This window comes from Asaia bogorensis NBRC 16594 (genome assembly GCF_001547995.1).
Classification (GTDB): domain Bacteria; phylum Pseudomonadota; class Alphaproteobacteria; order Acetobacterales; family Acetobacteraceae; genus Asaia; species Asaia bogorensis.
Genome location: NZ_AP014690.1, coordinates 1,201,627 through 1,225,546, shown reverse-complemented (window position 1 = coordinate 1,225,546; position 23,920 = coordinate 1,201,627). Strand labels below are relative to the sequence as shown.

Annotated in this window: 20 protein-coding genes and 2 tRNA genes; 3 read left to right on the top strand and 19 right to left on the bottom strand. The window is 60.2% G+C overall.

What is annotated here, in order from left to right; all coding sequences use genetic code 11:
- Positions 1–13: 13 nt before the first annotated feature.
- The 14 genes from Asbog_RS05490 to Asbog_RS05425 form a co-directional block, all read right to left on the bottom strand.
- Positions 14–781, bottom strand: coding sequence for an ABC transporter ATP-binding protein (locus tag Asbog_RS05490; RefSeq protein WP_083510726.1), 768 nt, complete (start codon positions 779–781; stop codon positions 14–16).
- Entirely contained in the window at positions 774–2,021 is a 1,248-nt protein-coding gene (locus tag Asbog_RS05485) for a lipoprotein-releasing ABC transporter permease subunit (RefSeq protein ID WP_062164365.1), read from the bottom strand. Before Asbog_RS05485 ends, Asbog_RS05490 begins: the two co-directional genes overlap by 8 nt.
- Before the next feature lie 2 nt (positions 2,022–2,023).
- The gene (gene proS / locus Asbog_RS05480) at positions 2,024–3,364 is read right to left on the bottom strand and encodes a proline--tRNA ligase (RefSeq protein ID WP_062164364.1); all 1,341 of its coding nucleotides are present in this window, start codon (positions 3,362–3,364) and stop codon (positions 2,024–2,026) included.
- Positions 3,365–3,434: 70 nt separating this feature from the next.
- Positions 3,435–5,081 (bottom strand): ribonuclease J, encoded by a 1,647-nt coding sequence (locus Asbog_RS05475; protein ID WP_062164363.1) that lies wholly within the window; start codon positions 5,079–5,081, stop codon positions 3,435–3,437.
- Between the two features lie 34 nt (positions 5,082–5,115).
- The gene (locus tag Asbog_RS05470; protein WP_023977489.1) at positions 5,116–5,907 is read right to left on the bottom strand and encodes a type III pantothenate kinase; all 792 of its coding nucleotides are present in this window, start codon (positions 5,905–5,907) and stop codon (positions 5,116–5,118) included.
- Between the two features lie 10 nt (positions 5,908–5,917).
- Complete coding sequence (locus tag Asbog_RS05465; protein WP_062164362.1) at positions 5,918–6,658, bottom strand: biotin--[acetyl-CoA-carboxylase] ligase; 741 nt, start codon at positions 6,656–6,658, stop codon at positions 5,918–5,920.
- A gap of 22 nt (positions 6,659–6,680) precedes the next feature.
- Positions 6,681–6,755 (bottom strand) — tRNA-Val (locus Asbog_RS05460).
- 47 nt (positions 6,756–6,802) lie between these two features.
- Positions 6,803–7,087, bottom strand: a complete 285-nt coding sequence (locus Asbog_RS05455; protein ID WP_023977491.1) for an HU family DNA-binding protein — start codon at positions 7,085–7,087, stop codon at positions 6,803–6,805.
- A gap of 245 nt (positions 7,088–7,332) precedes the next feature.
- Positions 7,333–9,798, bottom strand: coding sequence for an endopeptidase La (gene lon, locus Asbog_RS05450; RefSeq protein ID WP_083510725.1), 2,466 nt, complete (start codon positions 9,796–9,798; stop codon positions 7,333–7,335).
- 157 nt (positions 9,799–9,955) lie between these two features.
- Complete coding sequence (clpX, locus tag Asbog_RS05445; RefSeq protein WP_023977493.1) at positions 9,956–11,224, bottom strand: ATP-dependent Clp protease ATP-binding subunit ClpX; 1,269 nt, start codon at positions 11,222–11,224, stop codon at positions 9,956–9,958.
- Positions 11,225–11,433: 209 nt separating this feature from the next.
- On the bottom strand, positions 11,434–12,072 hold the full coding sequence (locus Asbog_RS05440; RefSeq protein ID WP_023977494.1) for an ATP-dependent Clp protease proteolytic subunit: 639 nt from the start codon (positions 12,070–12,072) through the stop codon (positions 11,434–11,436).
- A 142-nt stretch (positions 12,073–12,214) separates the two neighbouring features.
- The gene (tig, locus tag Asbog_RS05435) at positions 12,215–13,546 is read right to left on the bottom strand and encodes a trigger factor (RefSeq protein WP_062164361.1); all 1,332 of its coding nucleotides are present in this window, start codon (positions 13,544–13,546) and stop codon (positions 12,215–12,217) included.
- 103 nt (positions 13,547–13,649) lie between these two features.
- Positions 13,650–13,734 (bottom strand) — tRNA-Leu (locus tag Asbog_RS05430).
- Between the two features lie 99 nt (positions 13,735–13,833).
- Entirely contained in the window at positions 13,834–15,297 is a 1,464-nt protein-coding gene (locus tag Asbog_RS05425; RefSeq protein ID WP_062164360.1) for a bifunctional ADP-dependent NAD(P)H-hydrate dehydratase/NAD(P)H-hydrate epimerase, read from the bottom strand.
- 95 nt (positions 15,298–15,392) lie between these two features.
- Here Asbog_RS05425 and Asbog_RS05420 point away from each other — a divergent pair, with 95 nt between their 5' ends.
- The 3 genes from Asbog_RS05420 (at position 15,393) to Asbog_RS05410 (ending at position 19,919) form a co-directional block, all read left to right on the top strand.
- Entirely contained in the window at positions 15,393–15,875 is a 483-nt protein-coding gene (locus tag Asbog_RS05420) for a hypothetical protein (RefSeq protein ID WP_231944661.1), read from the top strand.
- Between the two features lie 981 nt (positions 15,876–16,856).
- Entirely contained in the window at positions 16,857–18,626 is a 1,770-nt protein-coding gene (locus Asbog_RS14185; protein ID WP_408856542.1) for a DEAD/DEAH box helicase, read from the top strand.
- Positions 18,627–18,632: 6 nt separating this feature from the next.
- The gene (locus tag Asbog_RS05410; RefSeq protein WP_062164359.1) at positions 18,633–19,919 is read left to right on the top strand and encodes a class I SAM-dependent RNA methyltransferase; all 1,287 of its coding nucleotides are present in this window, start codon (positions 18,633–18,635) and stop codon (positions 19,917–19,919) included.
- Here Asbog_RS05410 and Asbog_RS05405 read toward each other — a convergent pair.
- From Asbog_RS05405 to sufC, 5 genes are read right to left on the bottom strand one after another with little or no spacing between them, the layout of a single operon-like run.
- On the bottom strand, positions 19,910–20,281 hold the full coding sequence (locus Asbog_RS05405; protein ID WP_062164358.1) for a HesB/IscA family protein: 372 nt from the start codon (positions 20,279–20,281) through the stop codon (positions 19,910–19,912). The genes Asbog_RS05410 and Asbog_RS05405 overlap by 10 nt on opposite strands.
- A gap of 14 nt (positions 20,282–20,295) precedes the next feature.
- A complete protein-coding gene (locus tag Asbog_RS05400; RefSeq protein ID WP_023977501.1) occupies positions 20,296–20,676 on the bottom strand; it encodes an SUF system Fe-S cluster assembly protein in 381 nt (126 codons plus the stop codon).
- A gap of 16 nt (positions 20,677–20,692) precedes the next feature.
- Entirely contained in the window at positions 20,693–21,931 is a 1,239-nt protein-coding gene (locus tag Asbog_RS05395; RefSeq protein ID WP_371861681.1) for an aminotransferase class V-fold PLP-dependent enzyme, read from the bottom strand.
- On the bottom strand, positions 21,928–23,145 hold the full coding sequence (gene sufD / locus Asbog_RS05390; RefSeq protein WP_062164356.1) for a Fe-S cluster assembly protein SufD: 1,218 nt from the start codon (positions 23,143–23,145) through the stop codon (positions 21,928–21,930). The genes Asbog_RS05395 and sufD overlap by 4 nt, the downstream gene beginning before the upstream one ends.
- On the bottom strand, positions 23,142–23,912 hold the full coding sequence (gene sufC / locus Asbog_RS05385; RefSeq protein ID WP_062164355.1) for a Fe-S cluster assembly ATPase SufC: 771 nt from the start codon (positions 23,910–23,912) through the stop codon (positions 23,142–23,144). The genes sufD and sufC overlap by 4 nt, the downstream gene beginning before the upstream one ends.
- Between the last annotated feature and the right edge of the window lie 8 nt (positions 23,913–23,920).

Here is a 23,920-nt window from a genome sequence, read left to right as displayed (position 1 = left end):
CTCTTTCTTGCGTTCACCATGAGCCGAAATCAGCATGGTCGGATATGCTGTTCGATAAGGCGTCTTTTCGTTCTGTACCGATGGCCCGCTCGACGATCCGCCCATCACGCAGGGTCACGACACGATCCATACGCGACGCTAGCTCCTCGTTATGGGTCGCAATCAACGCGCCCACATTCTCGCTACGAACCGCGTGCAGCAACTCGTCAAACACAGCGTCGGAAGTATGCACATCCAGATTGCCAGTCGGTTCGTCAGCCAGAAGAAGCTTCGGTCGGTTGGCCAGAGCGCGGGCAATGGCCACACGCTGTTTCTCTCCACCCGAAAGCTTGCCCGGCAGATTATGCAGCCGATGCGCGAGCCCAAAACGCGTCAGGAGATCGGTCGCGCGTGATGTCGCATCGCGAGGGGAAACGCCTGCAATATGCTGGGGGAGCACCACATTCTCCAGCGCCGTGAACTCGGCCAGAAGGTGATGAAACTGATAGACGAAACCCACCTCGTCGCGTCGTATCTGCGTACGTGCCGTGTCCGACAGGGAGGCCGTGTCGTGTCCTGCAATGCGCACACTGCCCTCCTGCGGGGCTTCCAGCAGACCGGCGATATGAAGCAGTGTCGATTTGCCCGTACCGCTGGGCGCGACAAGAGCCACGATCTCTCCGGGGAACAGATCGAAAGACGCGCCCTTCAGGATTTCGAGCGTCTCTTCGCCGGAGCGAAAACGACGCGTGACGTCCTTCAGGGAAAGAACCGGCGCAGCCGCAGGATTGGTCTCACTCATGGCGCAGCGCCTCGATCGGATCGGTCTTGGCTGCGCGCCAGGACGGGTAAAGCGTTGCGACGAAAGACAGGGCAAGCGCCATGACCATAACCTCGATGACCTGCGACCAGATCAGCTTGGCTGGCAGATGTTCGAGATAATAGAATTCCGGGTTGAACAGGCTGGTATGGGTCAGATGCTCCACACCATGCTGGATGCGCTCGATGTTCAGGCAGAACACGACCCCGATCCCGAAACCAATCAGTGTGCCGGACACACCGACCGAGGCGCCGCACATCAGGAAGATGCGCATGACAGCCCCCCGGCTGGCGCCCAATGTGCGCAGCACTGCGATATCGCGTGTCTTGTCCTTGACCATCATGATCATGGAAGAAATCACGTTAAACGCCGCCACCAGGATGATCAGGGTGAGAATAAGGAACATCACATTCTGCTGCACGGTGAGCGCACCCAGAAACGCGTTATTGCTCTGGGTCCAGTCCATCACGCGCAGCCTTGGGTCATCCAGACGCTGGGCGATGGCGCGGGTGACAGGCGTAACCTCAAGCGGGTCACGGGTCGCCACCTGAATGAGCGATACCGCATCGGGCATCATCAGGAAGCGCTGGGCAGAGTCCAACGGCATCAGGATGACACTGGTGTCGTAATCATTCACCCCGGCGTCGAACACCATGGCCACATGATAGGCCCTTATGCGCGGCATGGTCCCGAAAGGCGTGGCGCGGCCATTGGGCGAGAGCAGCGTTACCTTGCTGCCAACCGTCAGGCCGGCCCGGGCCGCCAGTGTCGTGCCAACGGCAATCGCATCATCGCCCTGGAAATCAGCGAGTTTGCCATCGGTGATATTATCGCTCAGGGCATGGAGATCGCGCAGGTCCGACGGGATGATGCCACGCACGACGCCGCCTGTGGAATAATTCCCGGCATCGATCAGCACCGTCCCTTCCGCCATTGGCGTAACACGGGTGACGTTTTTGACCTCGCGTATGGCGACCACATCATCCTGATAATTGGTGATGCTGTGCCCTGCGCTGAAAATGTTCAGATCGCCGTTCAGCCCGAGCACGCGACCCATCAGATCGGCGCGAAACCCGTTCATGACCGCCATGACGATGATGAGGGTGGCAACCCCCAGCGCAATGCCGATGAGCGAAAAAATCGCGATGATGGAAACGAAGCGTTCTCCGCGACGGGCGCGCAGATAGCGCCCCGCCACCACGCGCTCGAAGCGGTTGAACATGATCAGGCGGCGTCCTTGCCTGCTGCATCAGTGCCCAGCACCTTCGCAAGTGCTTCTTTCACTGTCAGCTCGAAGCGTTCGCCTGTCGCGCGACGCTTAAGTTCGACCTTGCCTTCCTTGGCACCGCGCGGGCCGACAATCATCTGCCAGGGATGGCCCATCAGGTCGGCATCGTTGAACTTCACGCCGGCACGCTCGCCTCGATCGTCATACAGGAATGCGTCGGGGGCTGCGGCATAGAGCTGTTCGCACAGCGCGTCCACGGCTTCATCGCCAGGCTTGAGGCTCAGAATGGCAGCGCGATAAGGCGCGACCGAGTCCGGCCAGATGATCCCGGCCTCGTCATGACTGGCTTCGATAATGGCACCGACGAGGCGCGAAACACCGATGCCGTACGACCCCATTTCCGGGAAGAACTGGTTGCCATCAGCACCGCTGACCGAGATCCCCATGGATTCGGTATATTTGGTGCCGAAATAGAAGATATGCCCAACTTCGATACCACGCCCTTCACGGCGACGATCGGCAGGCACGTCTTCCCACGCCTTCTCGTCATGCATCTCGTCAGTCGCGGCATAGAACTTCGTAACGCCGCTGAAAAAGGTCTCAAGGCTGGCATGGTCGGCAATATCGACGGCCTCATGCAGCCAGTCCTGCTCCTCGAGCGCCGCGTCAAAGAAGACGCCGCTCTCGCCTGTCGGCGCCAGCACGAGGAATTCATGGCTCAGATCGCCACCGATCGGCCCGGTATCGGCCTTCATGGGGACAGCCCGCACGCCTAGACGCTGGAAGGTGCGCAGATAGGCCAGCATCATGCGACGATAGGCAGCAACAGCGTCCTCATAAGACGCATCGAAGGAATAGGCGTCCTTCATGAAGAACTCGCGACCGCGCATCACGCCAAAGCGCGGACGCAGCTCATCACGGAACTTCCATTGTACATGATACAGCGCTTGCGGCAGCTCGCGATAGGATTTGATGACCTGCCCGAAGAGATCGGTAATCATTTCTTCATTGGTCGGTCCGTAAAGCAGCTCGCGGTCCTGACGGTCGCGGATGCGCAGCATTTCGGGGCCGTAAGCGTCATAACGGCCAGAGCGCTTCCAGAGCTCGGAAGACTGAACGGTCGGCATCAGCAATTCCTGCGCGCCGATGGCATTCTGCTCTTCCCGCACGATCTGCTCGATATTGCGCAGCACGCGCAGACCAGCCGGCAGCCAGGCATAGATACCCGCCGACGTCTGACGCACAAGACCAGCGCGCAGCATCAGTCGATGCGAGGCAATCTGGGCCTCGGCAGGCACTTCTTTGAGGGTGGGCAGGAAACCGCGGGACAGACGCATCGTATGTGACCGTTCTAGAAAAGAAAAATGGCGCGCCTGTTATGGCGCGTTCGTGGCAGACGCTGCGGGATCAGACCCGCAGCAGATGGACATCGACCAGAGGACGCTTCTGCAACTTGCGTCCCAGCGCGCGGCGCAACGCCGTCTTGGCCGCATCGCGGAAGGCATCGTCATCCTGACGCAGATCATCGGGGATCTCATCGATGGCATCGGCGAATTCTTCCGAGATGCGCGTGCTCTCGGGATCTTCCGATTCCAGCAGACCGGGCGCGCTGATCTTGGGCATGCCAATCACATAGCCCTCGTCATCGACCGCAAAGCTCGCAATGACCATGCCGTTGAACAGCATCTTGCGACGCGCTGCCAGCACGCCGCCGGTCATGGGCAGCAGACGCCCTCCATCGAGCGCCAGGCGACCCGTGGGGGCGGTATCCACCACCTCGGCGTGATCCGGGCCGAGGCGCAGCAGGTCACCGTCCTCAAGCAGGATCGCCTCCGCGCCGGTCTCGCGAGCGAGGGCTGCATGAGCCGTCAGATGACGCCATTCACCGTGCGTTGGAACGCTCAGCTTGGGGCGAACAAGGCTGTAGAGATGACGCAGATCGTCTGCCGTGGCATGGCCCGACACATGGACCAGATGATCCTTGTCGGTCAGCACAGTGGCGCCGCGACGGGTCAGGTTGTCCTGCACCGCCATGACAGCCTGCTCATTGCCGGGGATCATGCGCGAGGAATAGATGACCGTATCCCCTTCACCCAGCGAAATGTTCGGGTGAACATCCGAGGCAATGCGCGACAGCGCCGAGCGGGGTTCGCCTTGGCTGCCCGTAATGATCATCAGCAGGCGGTTATCCGGAACCGAATTCGCCTCGCGCTCGTCGAGGAAGGGCGGAATATCCTGCAGATAACCACACTCGCGGGCCGCAACCTCGAGATTGCGCAGAGAGCGCCCGACAACCATTACCTGACGTCCGGCCGCCTTGGCTGCACGTGCGATGCTCTCGACACGCGCGACGTTACTGGCAAAACAGGTGATCGCGACACGGCCATGCAGCGTCTTGATCAGATCGGCCATGGAATCACGCACCTGGCCTTCCGTACCGGAAATCCCGTCACGGAAGACATTGGTGCTGTCGCACACCATGGCCAGAACGCCCTCGTCACCCACGGCCTTGAAGGCGTCGAGATCCGTCAGCGGGCCAACCACCGGCTCACGATCGAGCTTGAGGTCGCCGGTGTGTACGATCGTGCCATAAGGTGTGCGCAGAACGAGCGACTGCGCCTCGGGCACCGAATGGGTGACATTGATGAATTGCAGATCGAACGGCCCGACCGCGAAATGCCCGCCCATCGGGATGGTATGCATCGTCACCTGCGACAGCAGATGCGCTTCTCCCAGCTTGCGTCGAAGCACAGCGCTCGCGAAAGGCGTGGCATAGATCGGGCAGCGCAATTGCGGCCAGAGATGCGCGACGGCACCCAAATGGTCTTCATGCGCATGAGTGATCACAAGGCCGCACAGGCTCTTGTGCCGCTCGGCGATAAAGAGCGGGTCAGGCATGAGAATTTCGGCTTCAGGCGTATCATTGCCCGAAAAGCCGATACCGCAGTCAATGGCGAGCCACTTGCCGTCGAGGCAATAGAGATTGAAATTCATCCCGATCTCACCCGTCCCGCCCAATGGCAGGAAGGCCAGACCTTTTTCAGTAATGCTCATAAATTAATCCTAGATAGAGACAAAAAATACACCTTCATCCTGGTGCCGGAATAAATTCGCCAGTGGCATTGCGCGCAGCGAGCAAGCGCAGGCCATCCAGCGTGAGAGTTGGAGCCACATGCTGGAACAGATCTGTTCCCTCGGAAAAAAGCGGGGCCAGTCCCCCTGTCGCAATCACCTTGATCGGTGAGGCCATCTCAAGCGCGATGCGCGAGACGATCCCTTCCACCAGACCGACATAACCCCAGAAAAGACCTGAGCGCATGGCAACCGTCGTGCTGCGCCCAATGGCAGAAGATGGACGCCCGACACTTATACGGGGCAGACGCGCTGCTGCCTGATGCAGGGCCTCGAGCGAAAGATTGACCCCGGGTGCAATCGCACCCCCACAAAAGGCGCCCTCGCTATCCACCACATCGAAAGTCGTCGCCGTGCCGAAATCGACCACCACCAGCGGACCGCCGAAAAAATGCTGCGCGGCCAGCCCGTTGAGCCGCCTGTCCACACCCACTTCGGCCGGGGTATCAACCTTAACGGGACATCCCCAGTCGAGCGCGTTATTGGCGATCAGGGGCTCGATATCGAGCCATTCCCGGCACAGACGGCGCAGATGGTAAAGCGCAGCTGGCACAACGGTACCGATAATCGCACGCGAGATCGCACGATGATTGAGATTGGATAATTCGATCAGGCCGAGAAGCCAGACGGCGTATTCATCAGAGGTCCGCTGGTCGTTCGTCGATATGCGCCAGGTGCCACGCCACTCCTTGCCGTCATGGACAGCAAAAACAATGTTCGTGTTACCAGCGTCGACAACGAGGAGCACAGACCGTCCTTCACCCAAGCAGTAGAATATCCCCCGCCGCGACCGTCTGAACCTCGTTCTGGTCGGTCTGCAAGACCAGCCGACCGCACTCATCGAGACCCGCGAAGAAACCCTCTATATAGTCTCCACACCTCTCGACCGCAAGCCGCGAACCCGGCTCATGCGCCCGATCAAGCCAGGCCTGCCGAATGGGCGCAAAGCCCCGACGCTGCCAGAGATCAAACCAGAATGAGAAACACGTCAGTATCTGGCGGGCTAGATCGGCGGGGCCAACCTGCCCTCCCAGCGCTGAGAGTGCGACCGTCTGGCGCCCTGCAATGTCCGGCGCGGCCTTCAGGTTGGCACCAATGCCAATGACAATCCATTCGGAACCGGTCGCACCGCCGCGCTCTATCAGCACGCCAGCCAGTTTGGCTCCATCGCATAGAATATCGTTAGGCCACTTGATCCGCAGAGCCGCGGACGGCGCGCAGGCAGAGAGAGCGTCATAAAGCGCCACGGCAACCATGAACGGCATGGCCTGCACGAGGTCGTTTACCCGAGCATCACGACATATGAAGGAGAAGGAGAGGTTTCCGCTGGGGGCGTCCCATTGACGCCCGCGCGTACCGCGACCGGCCGTCTGACGGTAGGCAAGGACAGCTCTACCGTGGGCGGCACCATTTTCCGCTTCGTTTTTGCAGAAATCGGAGGTGGAACCGAGTGTCTCATGGCACTCAAGGGTCCAGCTAAAGCCTGACTGGAAGCTCATCGATCTTCCAAAAGCTGAGGAATGGTGGGCGATGACGGGATTGAACCGCCGACCCTCTCGGTGTAAACGAGACGCTCTACCGCTGAGCTAATCGCCCTCAGGGCAAACGGTCGAATCGCCGCCTGCCGTGGGAGAGGGGATACGTTAACTTACGGCATCCTTCAAGCCCTTGCCGGGGCGGAAACGTACAGAAACCGACGCGGGAATGTCGATTTCTTCGCCAGTGCGCGGGTTGCGCCCTTTGGCAGCCTTGCGTGTTGCCGTTGCGAACGATCCAAATCCGACCAGACGCACTTCCTGCTTGCGTGCGAGCGCCTCTTCGATACTCGCGAACAGCGCCTCGACGACATCCCCGGCCTTCGCCTTGGGCAGATCGGTCTTTTCTGCAACCGCAGCAATGAGCTCCTGCTTGTTCAGCGGCTTTTCCATCTCGTATCCTCGCAGAGTTCCTGAATAACCGATCATCCGCCCACAGGCGGTGCTACAAGCAAGGCACTATGAAGGCGTTTTCCCTAACGTCAACAGCGCTGAGGCCTGCAAACCGGGCGGTTTCACGCTTTGGCTCGCGCTGCGACTTTCCTGCCATGAATACGACAATGGCCGCCCCTTAAGGGCGGCCACTGCGTTAGTCCGGTCAATCTGATGAAATGGGAAGGATCACGCCTCCCCTACCCTCAGTGTGGCAGCTGGCTGGAGAGATTGTCCTTCCCCAGCGCGGCCGGCACATCATCCTCTTCATCCCACTCGATTGCCTCCGGCGGCCGCACCAGTGCGGAAGCCAGAACCTGATCGACATGTGACACTGGAATGATCTTGAGCGCGTCCTTCACATTGGCCGGAATCTCGGCGAGATCCTTTTCATTATCCTTGGGGATAAAGACCGTCGTGATGCCGGCGCGTGTCGCCGCGAGCAGCTTTTCCTTAAGACCACCGATCTCGAGCACGCGTCCACGCAGGGTGATTTCTCCTGTCATCGCCACATCGCGACGGATCGGAATACCCGTCATGACGCTGACAATCGACGTTGCCATGGCAACACCGGCAGACGGACCATCCTTGGGCGTTGCCCCTTCCGGAACATGCACATGGATGTCACGCTTCTCGAAGATCGTCGGCTTGATGCCAAAGGACTGAGCTCGTGAGCGCACATAGGAAACGGCCGCGGAGACACTCTCCTGCATCACCTCACCCAGCTTGCCCGTTGCTTTTACATGTCCCTTGCCGGGCAGCATGACGCTCTCGATCGTCAGGATCTCGCCGCCAACTTCCGTCCAGGCAAGGCCGGACACCATGCCGACCAGATCCTCACTCTCTGTCTCGCCATGCTTGAAACGACGGATGCCAGAGAACTCACCGAGATTTTCTGCCGTGACCGCAATGGTCTCGACCGAACTCGTCACGAGGCGCTTGACCACACGACGCGCAATCTTCGCGATTTCACGCTCCAGATTACGTACACCGGCTTCACGCGTGTAATGCTGGATCAGGCTGCGCAGGGCGTCATCGCTGATCGACCACTCATGCGGCTTCAGATTATGCGCTTCAGCCTGCTTGCCCACCAGATGACGACGGGCGATCTCGACCTTCTCATCTTCGGTATAGCCCGACAGACGAATGATCTCCATGCGGTCCAGCAAAGGCTGGGGCATGTTGAGGCTGTTGGCCGTCGTCACGAACATCACGTCCGACAGATCGTAATCGACCTCGAGATAATGATCGTTGAACGTGCTGTTCTGCTCCGGGTCCAGCACCTCGAGAAGCGCGGAGGACGGGTCGCCGCGCCAGTCGGAGCCCATCTTGTCGATCTCGTCCAGCAGGAATAACGGGTTTGACGTCTTGGCTTTCTTCATGCCCTGGACGATCTTGCCCGGCATCGAGCCGATATAGGTACGACGATGCCCGCGAATTTCGGACTCGTCGTGCACGCCACCCAGCGACATGCGCACATACTGACGGCCCGTTGCTTTCGCAATTGACCGCGCCAGCGAGGTCTTGCCCACACCCGGCGGCCCTACGAGGCACAGGATCGGCCCTTTGAGCTTCTGCGAGCGCGTCTGGACCGCAAGATATTCAAGGATGCGTTCCTTGACTTTCTCAAGACCATAATGCTCGGATTCGAGCACTTCCTCTGCCGCGGCGAAATCGCGCGAGACCTTCGAGCGCTTCTTCCAGGGAATGGACAGGATCCAGTCGAGGTAGTTGCGCACCACTGTGGATTCAGCCGACATCGGGCTCATGCCGCGCAGCTTGCGCAGCTCGCCAATAGCCTTCTCGCGGGCTTCCTTGCTCAGGCGGGTCTTGGCGATGCGCTCTTCGATTTCAGCCGTTTCGTCACGGCCATCCTCGCCCTCACCCAGTTCCTTCTGAATCGCCTTGAGCTGTTCGTTCAGATAATATTCGCGCTGGGTCTTTTCCATCTGCCGCTTGACGCGGTTACGGATTTTCTTCTCGACCTGCAGGACGCCGATTTCCTGCTCCATGTGAGCGAAAACCTGCTCCAGCCGCTTGCTGACCGAATTACCCTGCAGAATTTCCTGCTTCTCGGCAATTTTCAGGTTCAGATGGCTCGCAATCGTATCGGCCAGCTTCGAGAGGTCCTCGATCTGATTGAGCGACACCATGACTTCAGGCGCGATCTTCTTGTTGAGCTTGATATACTGCTCGAACTGCGAGATCGCGGTGCGACCAAGCGCCTCCGCCTCGCTGCCCGTCTCAACCTCGTCCTGTACGTCCTCGATCTCGGCCTCGAAATGGCCGTCAACATCATGGAATTCCTTGATGCGAGCACGGCGGATGCCTTCGACAAGAACCTTTACGGTGCCGTCGGGCAGTTTAAGCAGCTGCAGGATCGTGGAAACGGTGCCGAAACGATAGATATCCTCGGCTGGCGGATCATCCTGGGAGGCGTTCTTCTGGGCAACAAGCAGGATCTGCTTGCTGTCACGCGTGACAGCCTCAAGCGCACGGACGGATTTCTCGCGCCCGACGAAAAGCGGCACGATTATGTGGGGGAAAACAACGATATCGCGCAGAGGCAGGACAGCGATCGTCTCGACCGGCTTTGTCTTGGCTTTGGCCTCTTCTGCCTTTGCTGCGGTGTTCAGCTTGCTCACCGCAGTTTTCCTCTTTTTTTCAGTCATGAAATCCTGATCTCCTTGAGGACGATCTCAATGCGGCCACCCGTGAGTCTGGCGTAACCGGCATCGCATCTTTGCTGCCTGAACAGGCAGTATCCCCTTTATGTGAGGATGAAGGGCTGGTGCGGCAAGCCAGCCCCGGAGTTTTTACCCGATTGGCTCAGGCAGATTGTTCAGCGGGTTCTGCAGCCTTGCCCTTGCCATAGACATACACGGGCGCAGCACGGTTCTCGGCAACATCCTTGTTGATGACGACCTCTTCCACGCCATCAAGGCCCGGAAGATCGAACATGGTGCCGAGCAGGATGGCTTCCATGATCGAGCGCAATCCACGCGCACCGGTTTTGCGGGCAATGGCGCGCTGGGCGATCTGCACCAGGGCATCATCGGTGAAGGTCAGTGCCACGCCTTCCATCTGGAACAGGCGCTGATACTGCTTGACCAGCGCATTCTTGGGCTTCGAGAGAATGGCGACCAGCGTTTCCTCGTCGAGATCCTCAAGCGTCGCGACAACCGGCAGACGACCGATGAATTCCGGGATCAGACCGAATTTCAGCAGGTCCTCAGGCTCGACGTCATGAAGCACGGCGCCCAGACGACGATCATCAGGATTCTGCACATCAGCCCCGAAGCCGATGCCCGAACCCTTGCCACGAGCAGAAATGATCTTGTCCAGCCCCGCGAATGCGCCACCGCAGATGAAGAGCATGTTCGTGGTATCCACCTGCAGGAACTCCTGCTGCGGATGCTTGCGTCCACCCTGCGGGGGAACAGAAGCCACGGTCCCTTCCATCAGCTTCAGCAGCGCCTGTTGCACACCTTCACCGCTCACATCGCGGGTGATCGAGGGATTGTCCGACTTACGGGAGATCTTGTCGATCTCGTCGATATAGACAATGCCGCGCTGAGCCCGCTCGACATTGTAGTCGGCGGCCTGCAGGAGCTTGAGGATGATGTTCTCGACATCCTCGCCCACATAACCGGCTTCAGTCAAGGTTGTGGCGTCGGCCATGGTGAACGGCACGTCGAGAATTCGTGCAAGCGTCTGTGCCAGAAGCGTCTTGCCCGAACCGGTCGGGCCGATGAGCATGATATTGGACTTTGCAATCTCGATATCATTGCTCTTCTGGGCGTGAGCCAGACGCTTGTAATGGTTGTGCACAGCCACAGACAGCGCACGCTTGGCAATGAACTGACCGATCACGTAGTCATCGAGAACCTTGCAGATCTCTTTCGGGGTTGGCACCCCGTCACGTGACTTTACGAGATGCGTCTTGTGCTCTTCACGGATGATATCCATGCACAGCTCAACGCATTCATCACAGATGAAAACGGTTGGACCGGCAATCAGCTTGCGCACCTCGTGCTGCGACTTGCCGCAGAACGAGCAATACAGGGTGTTTTTCGAATCGCCGGTCTTGTTATTCATCGCTGCTCCTCCTCCCCGATCCGGCGCATCAGTGATGACGCCCCGACAGGGGGAACTTCAAACTTAGGCCAGGCGACAGAAGCCCGGCAAGCCCCTCCGGCGAGAGGCAATAATTGGATACCTGAAGGCAATCACAGGACAGGATTGCCCGTTCGCCGCGTAGGGCCCGGCAGGAGGGCCGGACCTCGCAACCGGAGAGCACAAGGGCTTTAGCCCGGCTCAGCAACACTCTTAGGGCGTGCCTGAACAACCTCATCGACCAGACCGAAAGCCTTCGCTTCATCTGCCGAGAGGTAGGAATCACGCTCAAGCTTCTGCTCGATTTCCTCAAGCGTACGACCGGTGTGATGACGGTAGATCTCGTTGAGGCGCTTGCGGATTTCAAGAATCTCACGGGCCTGGATCTCGATATCCGATGCCTGGCCCTGAGCGCCGCCTGAAGGCTGATGCACCATGACGCGGGCATTGGGGAGGCAGAACCGACGTCCCTTCTCACCGGCTGCAAGCAGCAGCGAACCCATCGATGCCGCCTGACCGATGCACACCGTGCTTACGGGGCAGCGGATGTACTGCATCGTGTCGTACATCGCGAGGCCAGCTGAAACCACACCACCGGGGCTGTTGATGTAGAACGAGATTTCCTTGCTCGGATTGACGCTCTCCAGATAGAGAAGCTGAGCCGAGATGACAGCGGCCACCTGGTCGTAAACCGGACCTGTCAGGAAGATGATCCGCTCCTGAAGCAGGCGGGAATAGATATCGAAAGCGCGTTCGCCGCGTGACGTCTGCTCGACGACCATCGGTACGAGCGCGTTGTTGAAGATCTCGACAGGATCGCGATCCCTCATGGCCATTTCCGCTCCTAACTGGCACCGGCCCCATCAGGGCCGGTGTGTGACTTCTCTCATCTTGGTATGGCCACCATGAACGCCTAGAGCCCGTCCGTCAAAAAACGAACGGACTCCAGACATTTCGGCGCGAATCAGACGATCAGAGATCGGCAGGCGGGATCTCTGCCAGCTCTTCCGGCGTGACTTCCTTTTCGGTGACCTTGGCCAGCTCGATCAGATAATCGACGACCTTGTTCTCGAGAATCGGGCCACGGAGACCATCAGCTGCCTGCGGGTTCTTGCTGAAGAACTCGAAAACGGCCTGCTCCTGACCGGGGTAGCGCATGGCTTCCTGACGGACAGCCTGCATCAGTTCCTCACGGGTTACCGTGATTTCCTTGGTGCGGCCGATTTCTGCCAGCAGCAGACCCAGCTTTACGCGACGCTCGGCAATCTTGCGGTAGTCGGCGCGCAGGGTCTCTTCGTCCTTGCCCGCGTCTTCCTCATCCATCTCACCCGAAGCGCGATCCTGCTCGACGCGCTGCCAGATCTGGCCGAACTCGCTCTCGACCATGCTCTCGGGCGCTTCGAAATCGGTCTTGCCCGACAGGGCATCCAGCAGCTCGCGCTTGATGCGCAGACGCGACAGCTGGCCGTATTCGCCTTCAGCCTGCTTGACGATGATGTCACGCACCTGGGCGATGTTCTCGAATCCGATCTTCTTGGCCAGCTCGTCATCAAGCGCCGGATCAACCGGAGTCTTGAGCGCATTCGCCTTGATGTCGAAGGTTGCTTCCTTGCCAGCCAGTTCCTTGGCCTGATACTCTGCGGGGAACGTGACCGTGATCACCTTCTCTTCGCCAGCCTTCATGCCTTCGAGCTGCTCGGCAAAGCCAGGGATGAAGCCGTCGCCACCGATCTCGACATTGACATCCTGTGCCGTGCCACCATCGAAGGGCGTGCCGTCGAGCTTGCCCACGAAATCGCAGTTCACAACATCACCGGTGCGGGCGGCGCGCTCTTCCTCGATCGTCTCGAAGCTGCGCTGACGCTTTGCCAGCTCGGCCAGAGCCTTGTCGATGGTCTCGTCGCTCGGCTTGGCCGTCAGGCGGGTCAGTTCGAGACCCGACAGATCCGGCACGGCGATTTCGGGCAGGACTTCCAGCTCGATCTTGAAAACGAGATCGCCTTCGCCTTCACCACCGGAAACCAGTTCGACCTTGGGCTGCACGGCAGGGCGCAGCTTGTTGTCTTCCAGAACCTTGTTGGTGGAGTCGTTGACAGCCTGCTCCATGATCTCGCCGTTCAGGGCGGCGCCATAGCGCTGCTTGACGAGCGATGCGGGCACCTTGCCGGGGCGGAAGCCGGGCAGATTGATCGTGCGGCCGAGCTCGGCGAGACGAGCGGCACGTCGCGCCTCCAGATCGCCAGCCGGCACAGTGACGGTAAAGCCGCGCTTCAGACCTTCGGATTGCGTTTGGGTAACCTGCATCTGTCAGGCGATCCTCTATTGACCGGGTTGCCATCGGGGCCCCGCGCCCGGCTTCATCGCAGCACAGGCAAGGCAGGAAGCCCCGACTAAGGAGAAAATTTTTTGGTACGGGCGGAGGGACTTGAACCCCCACGACTTGCGCCACCAGAACCTAAATCTGGCGTGTCTGCCAATTCCACCACGCCCGCACACTCGGATCAGAGTAAACTGAGCCGTCAAGCGCGCCGCTTTACAGCAAGATCAATCTTTTCACAAGACGGGGTGCTTCACGGCATGCCCATAAGCTTTCACACCTGCCCGTGCGCAGCGGCATGAAGGGCGATTGCCAGCGCCCGCGCATCACCGAGATGAGTATCCAGCGCCTCGACAACAGGCCAGTTGCCAGCCTTCATCCCTGCCTCGCCATGCAGCCAGGCCCCGGCACAGCTGGCTTCCCAGGCCGGCATACCTGCCGCCAGCATCGTGGCAATCACACCGGCCAGCGTGTCTCCAGAGCCTGCCGTGGCCAGTGCAGGACTCGCGTGGTCGTTGAGCATCACCCGCCCATCCGGCGCCGCGATAATGCTCACAGCCCCTTTGAGAAGCACCACGCAATCGAGCTTTTCCGCCGCAGCACGCGCGGCCCCGGCCAGATCACTGCCGGGCGCACCGAATAACTTGGTAAATTCTCCGATATGGGGCGTGATGACCGACACGCCGCGCAGCTTTTCCGTAACGCCATCGGCCCAACCAAGCGCTCCGGCATCCGCAAGAACGATACGACCTGCGCGGAGCAGGCTCGGCAATGCCGCTTCCACTTCCTCAGGCGTCAGCCCCGGTCCGCAGAGCCACACCTCGCGCCGTTCATCCTCAAGCAACGCCGGTAGCGGCGCATCGTCGACCACCAGTCCGGGCGCGCCCAGGCGATAAGCCTGCGCGGCTTTGCCAGCACTGATTCGCACGAGCCCGGCCCCGCTGGCCCTCGCGCCCGCTGCCGCCAGACGTGTGGCGCCGGGCATGACCGCCCCACCACAAAGACTCACCACGCCGCGACTATATTTGTGATCATCCGGCGACATGGCCGGAATGGCCCAGAGCGCGGGATGGTTGAGCCACATGTCTGGTGCAGCGTGCGCCACGCAATCTTCCGGCATTCCGATATCCGCACAGATCACCTCCCCGCAGATTGATCGCGCAGGATAGAGCACGTGTCCCGGTTTGGGCCGCACGAACGTGACACTCATGAGGTAATCCGGCACGTCACGGGAGGCACTATCTTCGACCAGCAACGCGCCAGTGCGACCGTTCACAAAGCTTGGCAGATCGACCGCCACCCGCTTTTTCGCGCTGGCCAGCACGGTCATCACCTCGTCCGATGGCGCCCGATCGAGCCCGGCCCCAAAAACGGCATCGATCACCAGATCGGCACGTGCCGCGCTTTCCTGATCAAAAACGACATGCCTGCCATGAAAGCGCGCCGCTGCCTTAGCAGCTATGGTGCCTGCCCGAGGTGCGGCCAGCGCCGCCACCTGAACCGGCCACCCGGCGCGTTCGAGATAGCGCGCCGCCACATAGCCGTCGCCTCCATTATTGCCCGGCCCACACAGGACCAGCACACGGCACGGGGCGAACCGCGTTTTGACGGCCTGCGCTACTGCCCATCCAGCGCGCTCCATTAACGCCTCGATGCCGATACTATGGCTCGCCATTTTATCCATTGCGGCACACTGGGCAGGGTCCGGCAGGCAGAAACGTAGCGGCAAGGCTGTCATGAATTCACTCCACTGTTGATGATTTCGCGCATACTGCTAGGGAACGTCGCAGCAACCCCGTGTATTCATGATGCCGCCCTTTTGAGGGCTGGTTCATGCGCGAACCGACCCGTTATGGAGCCCCCATGTCGAACCCGTTTCTCTGGAGCCTCGTTCTCGCCATCCATCTGTTATGCATGGCGTACTGGATTGGCGGCGGTCTCTATGCAGCCATTGTGAGCCGCAGCACCGTGGCCCTTTTGGAGCCCGCACAGCGCCAGAACGTCCAGATGCAACTCATCGCGCGCTATTTTCGTACCCTGCTGCACATCATCCCTACTGCGCTGGTGACGGGATGGCTGCTCGTCATTCATACGGGCGGCTTTGCGAATATGAGCCTGCCGATCAACCTCATGCAGGGTCTCGCGCTTGTCATGGCGCTGATTTTCGTGAGCGCCTATCTAGGCCCGTTCCAGAGCCTTCGCCGCGCCATCCGCCCGCAGCCTGCCCTGTTCAACAAGGTCCGTCAGCGCGTGATCATCATGGTCGGTGTTGGTGTCCTGACCGTGCTTTGCGCGGCCATGGGCGGAAACATGTAAACGGGGACCGACCCAGCCGCGCCCCTGCCGCTACGGGCTGGCCGCGGAAGGCGGAATGAGAGACACGCAAAATACCCCGTAAAATCTTGCCTTTTGCCTGATTTCGCGATAACGCACAGGCAATTGGCCAGCATTACGGGCTGACCTGTTTGAGAATATGCAGCGCTACGGCACCGCATCATTTCTAGACCTCCAAAGTTATCAGAGAGCAGTTTGACCGCAAAATCGACCGCAGGTTCTGCAAAGACCTCCACCACACGCAAGAAACGTTCCACCTCAAAGACGGAACAATCCGTGATGGAGGCCGTGGCTGACACACAGCCGCGCAACAGCGAACCCGAGGCCTCGATTGCGTCGCCCGTCGCGAAGGCTGCACGCAAGACAAAGACTACGGCGGCGCGCCCGACCAAGGCACGCGCCACGAAGGCGGCTACAGCGAAAACCGCTCCCGAGCCCGAGATCAACGCGGCAGACTCCACTACCGCCAAGACCCCGGCCAAAGCAAAATCCACCACGCGCAAGGCGAGCAAACCCGCAACGGCGGGTGGCAAGGCAGACGAGCCGAAATCAGCTGGCCGTCGTTCTTCACGCGGCAAGGACGCCAGCGCGACAGAGATCGAGGCCGTCGTTACCGCTCCTGACGACGCGAGCCCAGAAGCGCCCGTCTCGCCCGAGCAGCCCGCCAAGCGCAAGCCGGGCCGCCCGCGCAAGACAGCTGTCGCTGCAGAAATTGCAGAAGGCGACGTCAAAAGCGACAACACGGCAGCACCAGCTGAAAAGCCACGCCGCGGCAGAAAGCCCGCTGCGCCCAAGCAGGAAGAAGCGGTCGCAGAGTCCGCAACATCTGACACGGACGAGCCCAAGTCTCGCGCCGGCCGTCCTTCGCGTCGCAACAGCGCCCCGAGCACGACCCCGGCGGAAACACGCAGCCGCGCTGTGAAGAAAGCCGCCGAGAAGGTTGCTGCGCAGGATAACGCGCCGATCGTGAGCAGCACCACGGTTGCTGAACCCGAGGCCCCTACCCCCGCGGTTTTTGAGCCTGAAGTACAAACCGACAGCCGCGCGACGCGCTCGCGTCGTCGGCGCGGTGGCAGGAACTCAGCCCGGACGGCATCAGCTGACGCATCGCCCGCCGATGCCGCGACGGAAACGCAAGACACCCCGCCTGCAAGCACAACCGAAGCAGCCAAGGCCGACCCGGCGCTGCAAGCCATCATCGATGCGCCCAAGCCACTTTTTTCCAAGCTTGGCCTTTCTGCACCGATCATGCGTGCCATCGAGGAAATGGGGTATGAGCACCCAACCCCGATTCAGGCACGCGCCATTCCGGTCGTTTTGAGCGGACAGGATGTGCTGGGTGTCGCCCAGACAGGCACCGGCAAGACAGCGTCCTTCACACTGCCCATGCTGGAGAAGCTCGCAGGCTCGCGCGCCCGCGCCCGCATGCCGCGTTCTCTCATTCTCGAACCGACACGCGAGCTTGCGCTGCAGGTTGCCGAAAACCTCACACTCTATGGCAAGCATCTGCGGCTCAACCATGCCCTGCTGATTGGTGGCGAGAGCATGGCTGACCAGCGTGCGGTACTTAATCAGGGTGTTGATATCCTGATCGCCACGCCGGGCCGCCTGATGGATCTTTTCGATCGTGGCGGGCTGCTTCTGACCCAGACCGGTACCCTCGTCATCGACGAGGCGGATCGTATGCTGGATATGGGGTTCATTCCCGATATCACGCGCATTGTCTCCATGCTGCCCGTGCACCGTCAGACCCTGCTGTTCTCGGCGACGATGGCCCCGGAGATCCGCACCCTGGCCGATCAGTTCCTGCATCTGCCAGAGGAAATCACGGTTTCCCGTCCTTCGTCGGTTGCCACGACCATTGAGGAAGCGCTGCTCGTCGTTGATGAACACGACAAGCGTCGCGTCCTGCGCAAGCTGCTGCGTCGCGAAAACGTGCAAAACGCCATCGTGTTCTGCAACCGCAAGCGCGATGTGGATGTGCTTTACAAATCGCTGCACAAGCATGGCTTCGCGGTTGGGCACCTGCATGGCGATCTGGCGCAGTCGCTGCGCTTCAAGACGCTGGAACGCTTTAAGGCTGGCGAATTGCAGATTCTCGTCTGTTCCGACGTCGCGGCTCGCGGCATCGATATCGGCGGATTGTCGCATGTCTTCAATTTCGACCTGCCCTTCAATGCCGAGGACTATATCCATCGCATTGGTCGCACGGGACGTGCGGGCAAGACAGGTCATGCCTTCAGCCTGGCCTCACCTCGCCAGAAGCTTCTGGCTGAGGGTATCGAGAAGCTGAAGCACGCGCCGATTCCGATGGTCGAAATCGAGGGTATCGAAACCCTCCCCTGGGCCGATCCGGAGCAGGAAGGCGGGCAGCATGAACGACGCGAGCGGCGCGGGAGGGATCGCGGCGGTCGCCAGAACCGCCACGGCGAAAACCGTGACCGTGACCGTGACCGTGACCGTGACCGTGACCGTGACCGTGACCGGGCTGTTGCGTCCGAACCGACGCGTCAAGCATCGCGCCCGAAGCAGGATGCGACGATCGAGCGTCACTCTGGTGAGCATGCGAGCGCCGACCGTGGTTCCGTTGCGCCGACGAACGCCTTCGATCACGACGCACCGCGCACTGGCTTCGGCCATGAGACCCCGGCCTTCATGCTCCTGCCGCGTCGCAACCGCCGGGTCGAGAGCGAAGATCAGGTCGGCCCGATCCAGCATCGCGGTACTGTCTGAGCGATCATGGCGTCCCTGATTGATACAACCGTTCTCTCCTACGGAGCGAACGGCGACGGGCTTGTCCTTATCGCTGACAAGCCCGCCTATATTCCGCAAGCCGTCCCCGGAGACCGCCTGAAGCTGCGTGTTGGCAGCGATCGGCATATCGAGGTGCTCGATATCGAGAGCGCTTCCGCCAATCGCGTTGCCCCTGTCTGTGCGCTGTTTGACAGCTGCGGCGGCTGCTCCATGCAGACAACCGCCCTTCCGGCACTTCTTGAATGGAAGACAGGTCTTGTGGCGCATGCGCTTCAGCGTGCGGGCTTCGACAATCTGCCCCGTATCGAGGCCATGCAGGTGCCGGTTGAAAGCCGTCGCCGCATCGATCTGGCGTTCCAGCGCCTGCCCGGCCGGATTATCCTCGGGCTACATCGACGCCATGGCGATGTCGTGGATATGACCGAATGTCATGTCATCGATCCTGCCCTTTTTGCGCTGCTCGCTCCCCTGCGCGAGGTTCTTGGCTCACTCGGCGCCGTCACAGGCGGGGGTGATCTGCAGATCAATCTCTACAGCTCCGGCCCCGATATCCTGCTTTCGACGGACGCGGCTCTTGTGCCGACGGATCGGGTAAAGCTCGCCAATTTCGGCAAGACACATAAGATCCCGCGTATCTCATGGCGCTCGAAACGCCGCCCCAATGACGGCTATGAAATCGTCGCCCAGCAGGGCCCGGTGTTTCATGCCTTTGGCAGCGTGAAGCTTACACCGCCCCCCGGCGGGTTCCTGCAGGCCAGCGCCCAGAGCGAGAGCGCCATTGCCGAGGCGGTTCTCGCTGCGCTACCTACGCTGAACCGCCGCGATCCTATCGTCGAATTATTTGCTGGTTTCGGCACATTGACCGTCCCTCTCGCGCAGAAGGGCCGCGTCCTGGCCTATGAGGGCCACTTCGAGGCTATTGCTGCGTTGAAATCGGGCGCGATTGGCCAGCGCATCGAGACAACGCATCGCGATCTGACGCGTCAACCGCTTATTGCAAAAGAATTCGAAAAAGCGCGAGTCGTCGTTCTGGATCCGCCTCACGCGGGTGCGTTGATCCAGATGGATCATATCGCACGGTCCAAGGTCGAGGACATCATCTATGTCAGCTGCAACCCGCAGGCGCTGAGCAAGGATTCGGCGCTCCTGAAAAAGGCGGGTTACGAGGTGCTGTCGATCGCGGTTATCGACCAGTTCCTCTGGTCGACCGAGGTTGAAGCCGTTGTCGCCTTTACCAGAAGCAAGAAGCGGCTTTCACGTCGTCAGACGTGAAAGCTCTCGCCACAGCCGCAACGGCCTTTCTCATTCGGATTGGTGAAGGTGAAGCCGGATTCGAGATCCTTGACCTCGTAATCCATCACCGTACCAATCAGGAACAGTGTCGCCTTGCGATCGATCAGCACATCCACCCCGTGATCGGTAACACGCTCATCACCGGGTGACACGCTCTCCACAAAGCTCATGTCATAGGACATGCCTGAACAGCCACGCGTGTTCACGCCAATACGCAAGAGCTGGCCCTTGTTTGCGCCCTCATAGAGCTTCTTCAGCCGCATGGCAGCGCGTTCGGTCATCTGCATCAGGGGCGGCAGGGCACGCTTCACCGGTGCCGGGGCGGTTGTCGTATCGCTCATGGTTCTCTCCCGGTTCAGAACATGTTCAGCGCAAGGCGGGCATCGTCGCTCATGCGGCTCATATCCCAGGGCGGATCCCAGACAATCGAAACGCTGGCATTGCTGACACCGGGAAGCGCCGCCACAGCCTCGCGCACCTGCTCGGGCAATTCCTGTGCGCTCGGGCAATTCGGGGCGGTCAGCGTCATTTCGATATCCACGCGGCCATCATCATGCAGGTCGATCGCGTAAATCAGCCCCAGTTCGTAGATATTGACCGGTATTTCCGGGTCATAAACGGTCGCGATAGCCGATATGACGCTATCCTCGTCCGGAACACCGGCGTGAGCTTCCGGCGCTGGCGTTTCCGCCGGAGCGCCAAGCGGTCTGGTCAGGATGTGACCTTCTTCAGACATGAACGACCTCCCTTGGTCAGACCAGCATCTGACGGGCGCGTGCTACGCCCTTCACCAATGCGTCGATATCATCTCGTGTGGTGTAAACGCCGAAGCTGGCTCTGGCCGTAGCGGTCAGACCAAGGCGTCTGATCAGTGGCTCGGCACAATGCTGGCCAGCACGTATCGCAATACCCTGCCGATCCAGCAGCACCGCCAAATCATGTGGGTGCGCGCCCTCGACAATGAAAGAGACCACACCGCCCTGTTCTGCCGGAGAACCGATCAGCCTCACGCCTTCGCTGCCACCCAGCACGTCACGCGTGTAGGCCACGAGCGCATTTTCATGGGCGGCAATGGATGCAGCGCCCAGCTCTTCCATAAAGGAAAGCGCAGCGCCAAGCCCGATCACCTCAATGATAGGGGGCGTTCCCGCCTCGAACTTGTGCGGAATAGTGGCCCAGCTCGATTTCGCGAAACTCACGGTCTCGATCATTTCGCCGCCACCGAGGAATGGAGGCATGGCATTGAGCAGCGCGCTGCGAGCCCAGAGCACACCAATCCCGGTCGGGCCGTAGAGCTTGTGCCCTGTGCAGACGAAGAAGTCAGCGTCCAGATCCTGCACGTCGATCGCGCGATGCACGGCCGATTGTGACCCGTCGAGCAGGATCTTCGCCCCGTATTGATGGGCCAGACGCGCAAGTGTCTTTGCGGGGGTCAGCGTGCCCAGAACGTTGGACATATGTGTAATGGCCACAAGCCCGACGCGGCCATCGGCCAGCAGGGATTCATAGGCCTCGAGATCGAGATCGCCGGTCTCGGTAATAGGGGCGACGCGCAATTCGATCCCGGCGCGGTCACGCAGCATCTGCCACGGCACGAGATTGGAGTGATGCTCAAGTTCCGAAATCAGCACCGCCTGACCGGGCTTGAGCAAGGCGCCATAGGAATGAGCAACGAGATTGATGGCCTCGGTGCTGTTGCGTGTGAAGATGACCTCATGACGGTCGGGCGCGTTCAGAAAACGCGCGACCTGCGTACGCACCGATTCATAGGCTTCGGTCGTACGCTCGCTCATCCAGTGCAGCCCGCGATGAATGTTCGCGTATTGATGCTGCATCGCGTGCATCATGGCTTCGATCACGCAATCCGGTTTCTGCGACGACGCCGCGCTGTCCAGAAAGACCAGCGGGCGGCCATGAACCGTCTCGGACAGGATCGGAAACCGGCTGCGCAGGGCAGCAAAACGGTCGAGCATGTCGATTGAGGACATCATCCCTCTCTTTTTTGCCACCAGGCATCCACGCGCTGGTCAAGCAGCGCATGAGCGGCCTCGTCAGTCACGAGAGACAGCGCATCCAGCAGGAAGGCGCGCACGAGAATGGCCCGTGCTTCCGCATAGGGGATGCCACGCGCGCGCAGATAGAAAAGCTGTTCGTCATCAAGTGCACCAACGGTCGCGCCATGGCTGCACTTCACGTCATCCGCATAGATTTCCAGTTCGGGCTTGCTGTCAATCTGGGCCTTCTCCGAAAGGAGAAGCGCCTGGTTCATCTGATAGCCATCGGTTTTCTGAGCAACGCGATGAACGTGGATCTTGCCCTGGAACACGCCATGAGCCGCATCCATGAGCACATTCTTGACGGTCTGGCGCGAATTGCAATCGGGTGCGGCATGGGTAATGACCGATGTAAGATCAGCGTGCTGCGCGCCAGCCAGAAGCTGGGCCGCATTCACATGCACCACCGCATGCTTTCCAGCCAGATGCGCCAGCACCTCATGACGCGAGAGCCTGGCCCCCAGCGTCAGGGTGAAGCTGTCATACGTTCCATGCTCAGCCACGCAGGCATTGACGAAAGCCAGGTTAGTGGCCTCAAGGCTGTCCTGCTGAACACGCAGATGGGTCAGATGCGCTTTTTCCGCGACCGACACCGTAAGGCTCGGATTGGCAAGATAACCCCCCTCGCCCGACTGGATATCGAGCAGGGTCAGCGAAGCTCCGGCCTCAAGCGTGACCTGATGCGCAAGATGGGTCGAGACTGGCGTATCGGTCGTCACCAGCGAGACGAGGCAGACCTGACCGGCCTCAACGTTCTCCGGCACAACCAGAGACAGACCCGGCTGACGCAGGGCGTTGTTGAGCACGCTCAAAGGCCGATCGGCCACCAGCAACGCCACGTCGCTCGTGATGACTACACTCTCAGGCAGGCGCGTCAGCCCGGAAACCAGCGACCCATTGATGAAGACAACGCGATTCCCGGTGCGCGCTTCAGGTGCCAGACGGGCAAGGAGCGCTTCCGCATCACCAAGCGACACGGGCTTTGGCGCGTCGAATCTCGTTTTTTCAATCTCACGAAGCGGCGTATAGCGCCACGCTTCTGCACGACGCTGGGGCAGGCCCTGCTGCGCCAGCAGCGCGCGGGCTTCACCCTCATGGGCACGTGTCAGAAACGACCCGACCGCAGGCGATAAGGCTGCGACGTCGCTCATGCCACCGCCTCGAGATATTGCTGATAACCCTGGGCTTCCAGTGCAAGCGCCACTTCTGCACCACCACTATGGATGATACGTCCCTTGGCCATGACATGCACACGATCCGGCTGGATATAATCCAGCAAACGCTGATGATGGGTGATGATCAGCGCCGAGAAATCAGGCCCGCGCAGGCTGTTGACGCCCTCGGCCACGATACGCAGGGCATCGATATCAAGGCCACTATCGGTTTCGTCGAGGATCGCGAATTTCGGGCGCAGCATACGCATCTGAAGCACTTCGTTGCGCTTCTTTTCGCCGCCCGAGAAGCCGACATTCACGTTACGCTTGAGCATGTCGTCCGACATGTGCAGGTGCTTGGTTTCTGCGCGAACTGCCTTCAGGAAGCCCACAGCATCCAGCTCGTCTTCCTTGCGGGCACGACGAACGGCATTGACGGCCGTGCGAAGGAAGTTCGCATTGTTGACGCCCGGCAACTCCACCGGTGCCTGGAAGGCAAGGAACAGACCAAGGGCTGCACGCTCTTCCGGCTCGAGGGCCAGCAGATCCTCGCCCTGAAAGGAGGCGCTGCCACCCGTGACTTCGTAATCGTCACGCCCGGCCAGCACATAGGACAGGGTCGACTTGCCCGACCCGTTGGGCCCCATGATGGCGTGAATCTCGCCCTTGGGTACTTCGAGATCCAGACCGCGCAGAATCTCCTTGGGGGTTCCGTTGTCGTCGATCTGCGCACAGAGACCGGAAATTTTCAGAAAATCATTCATGTTGCGGC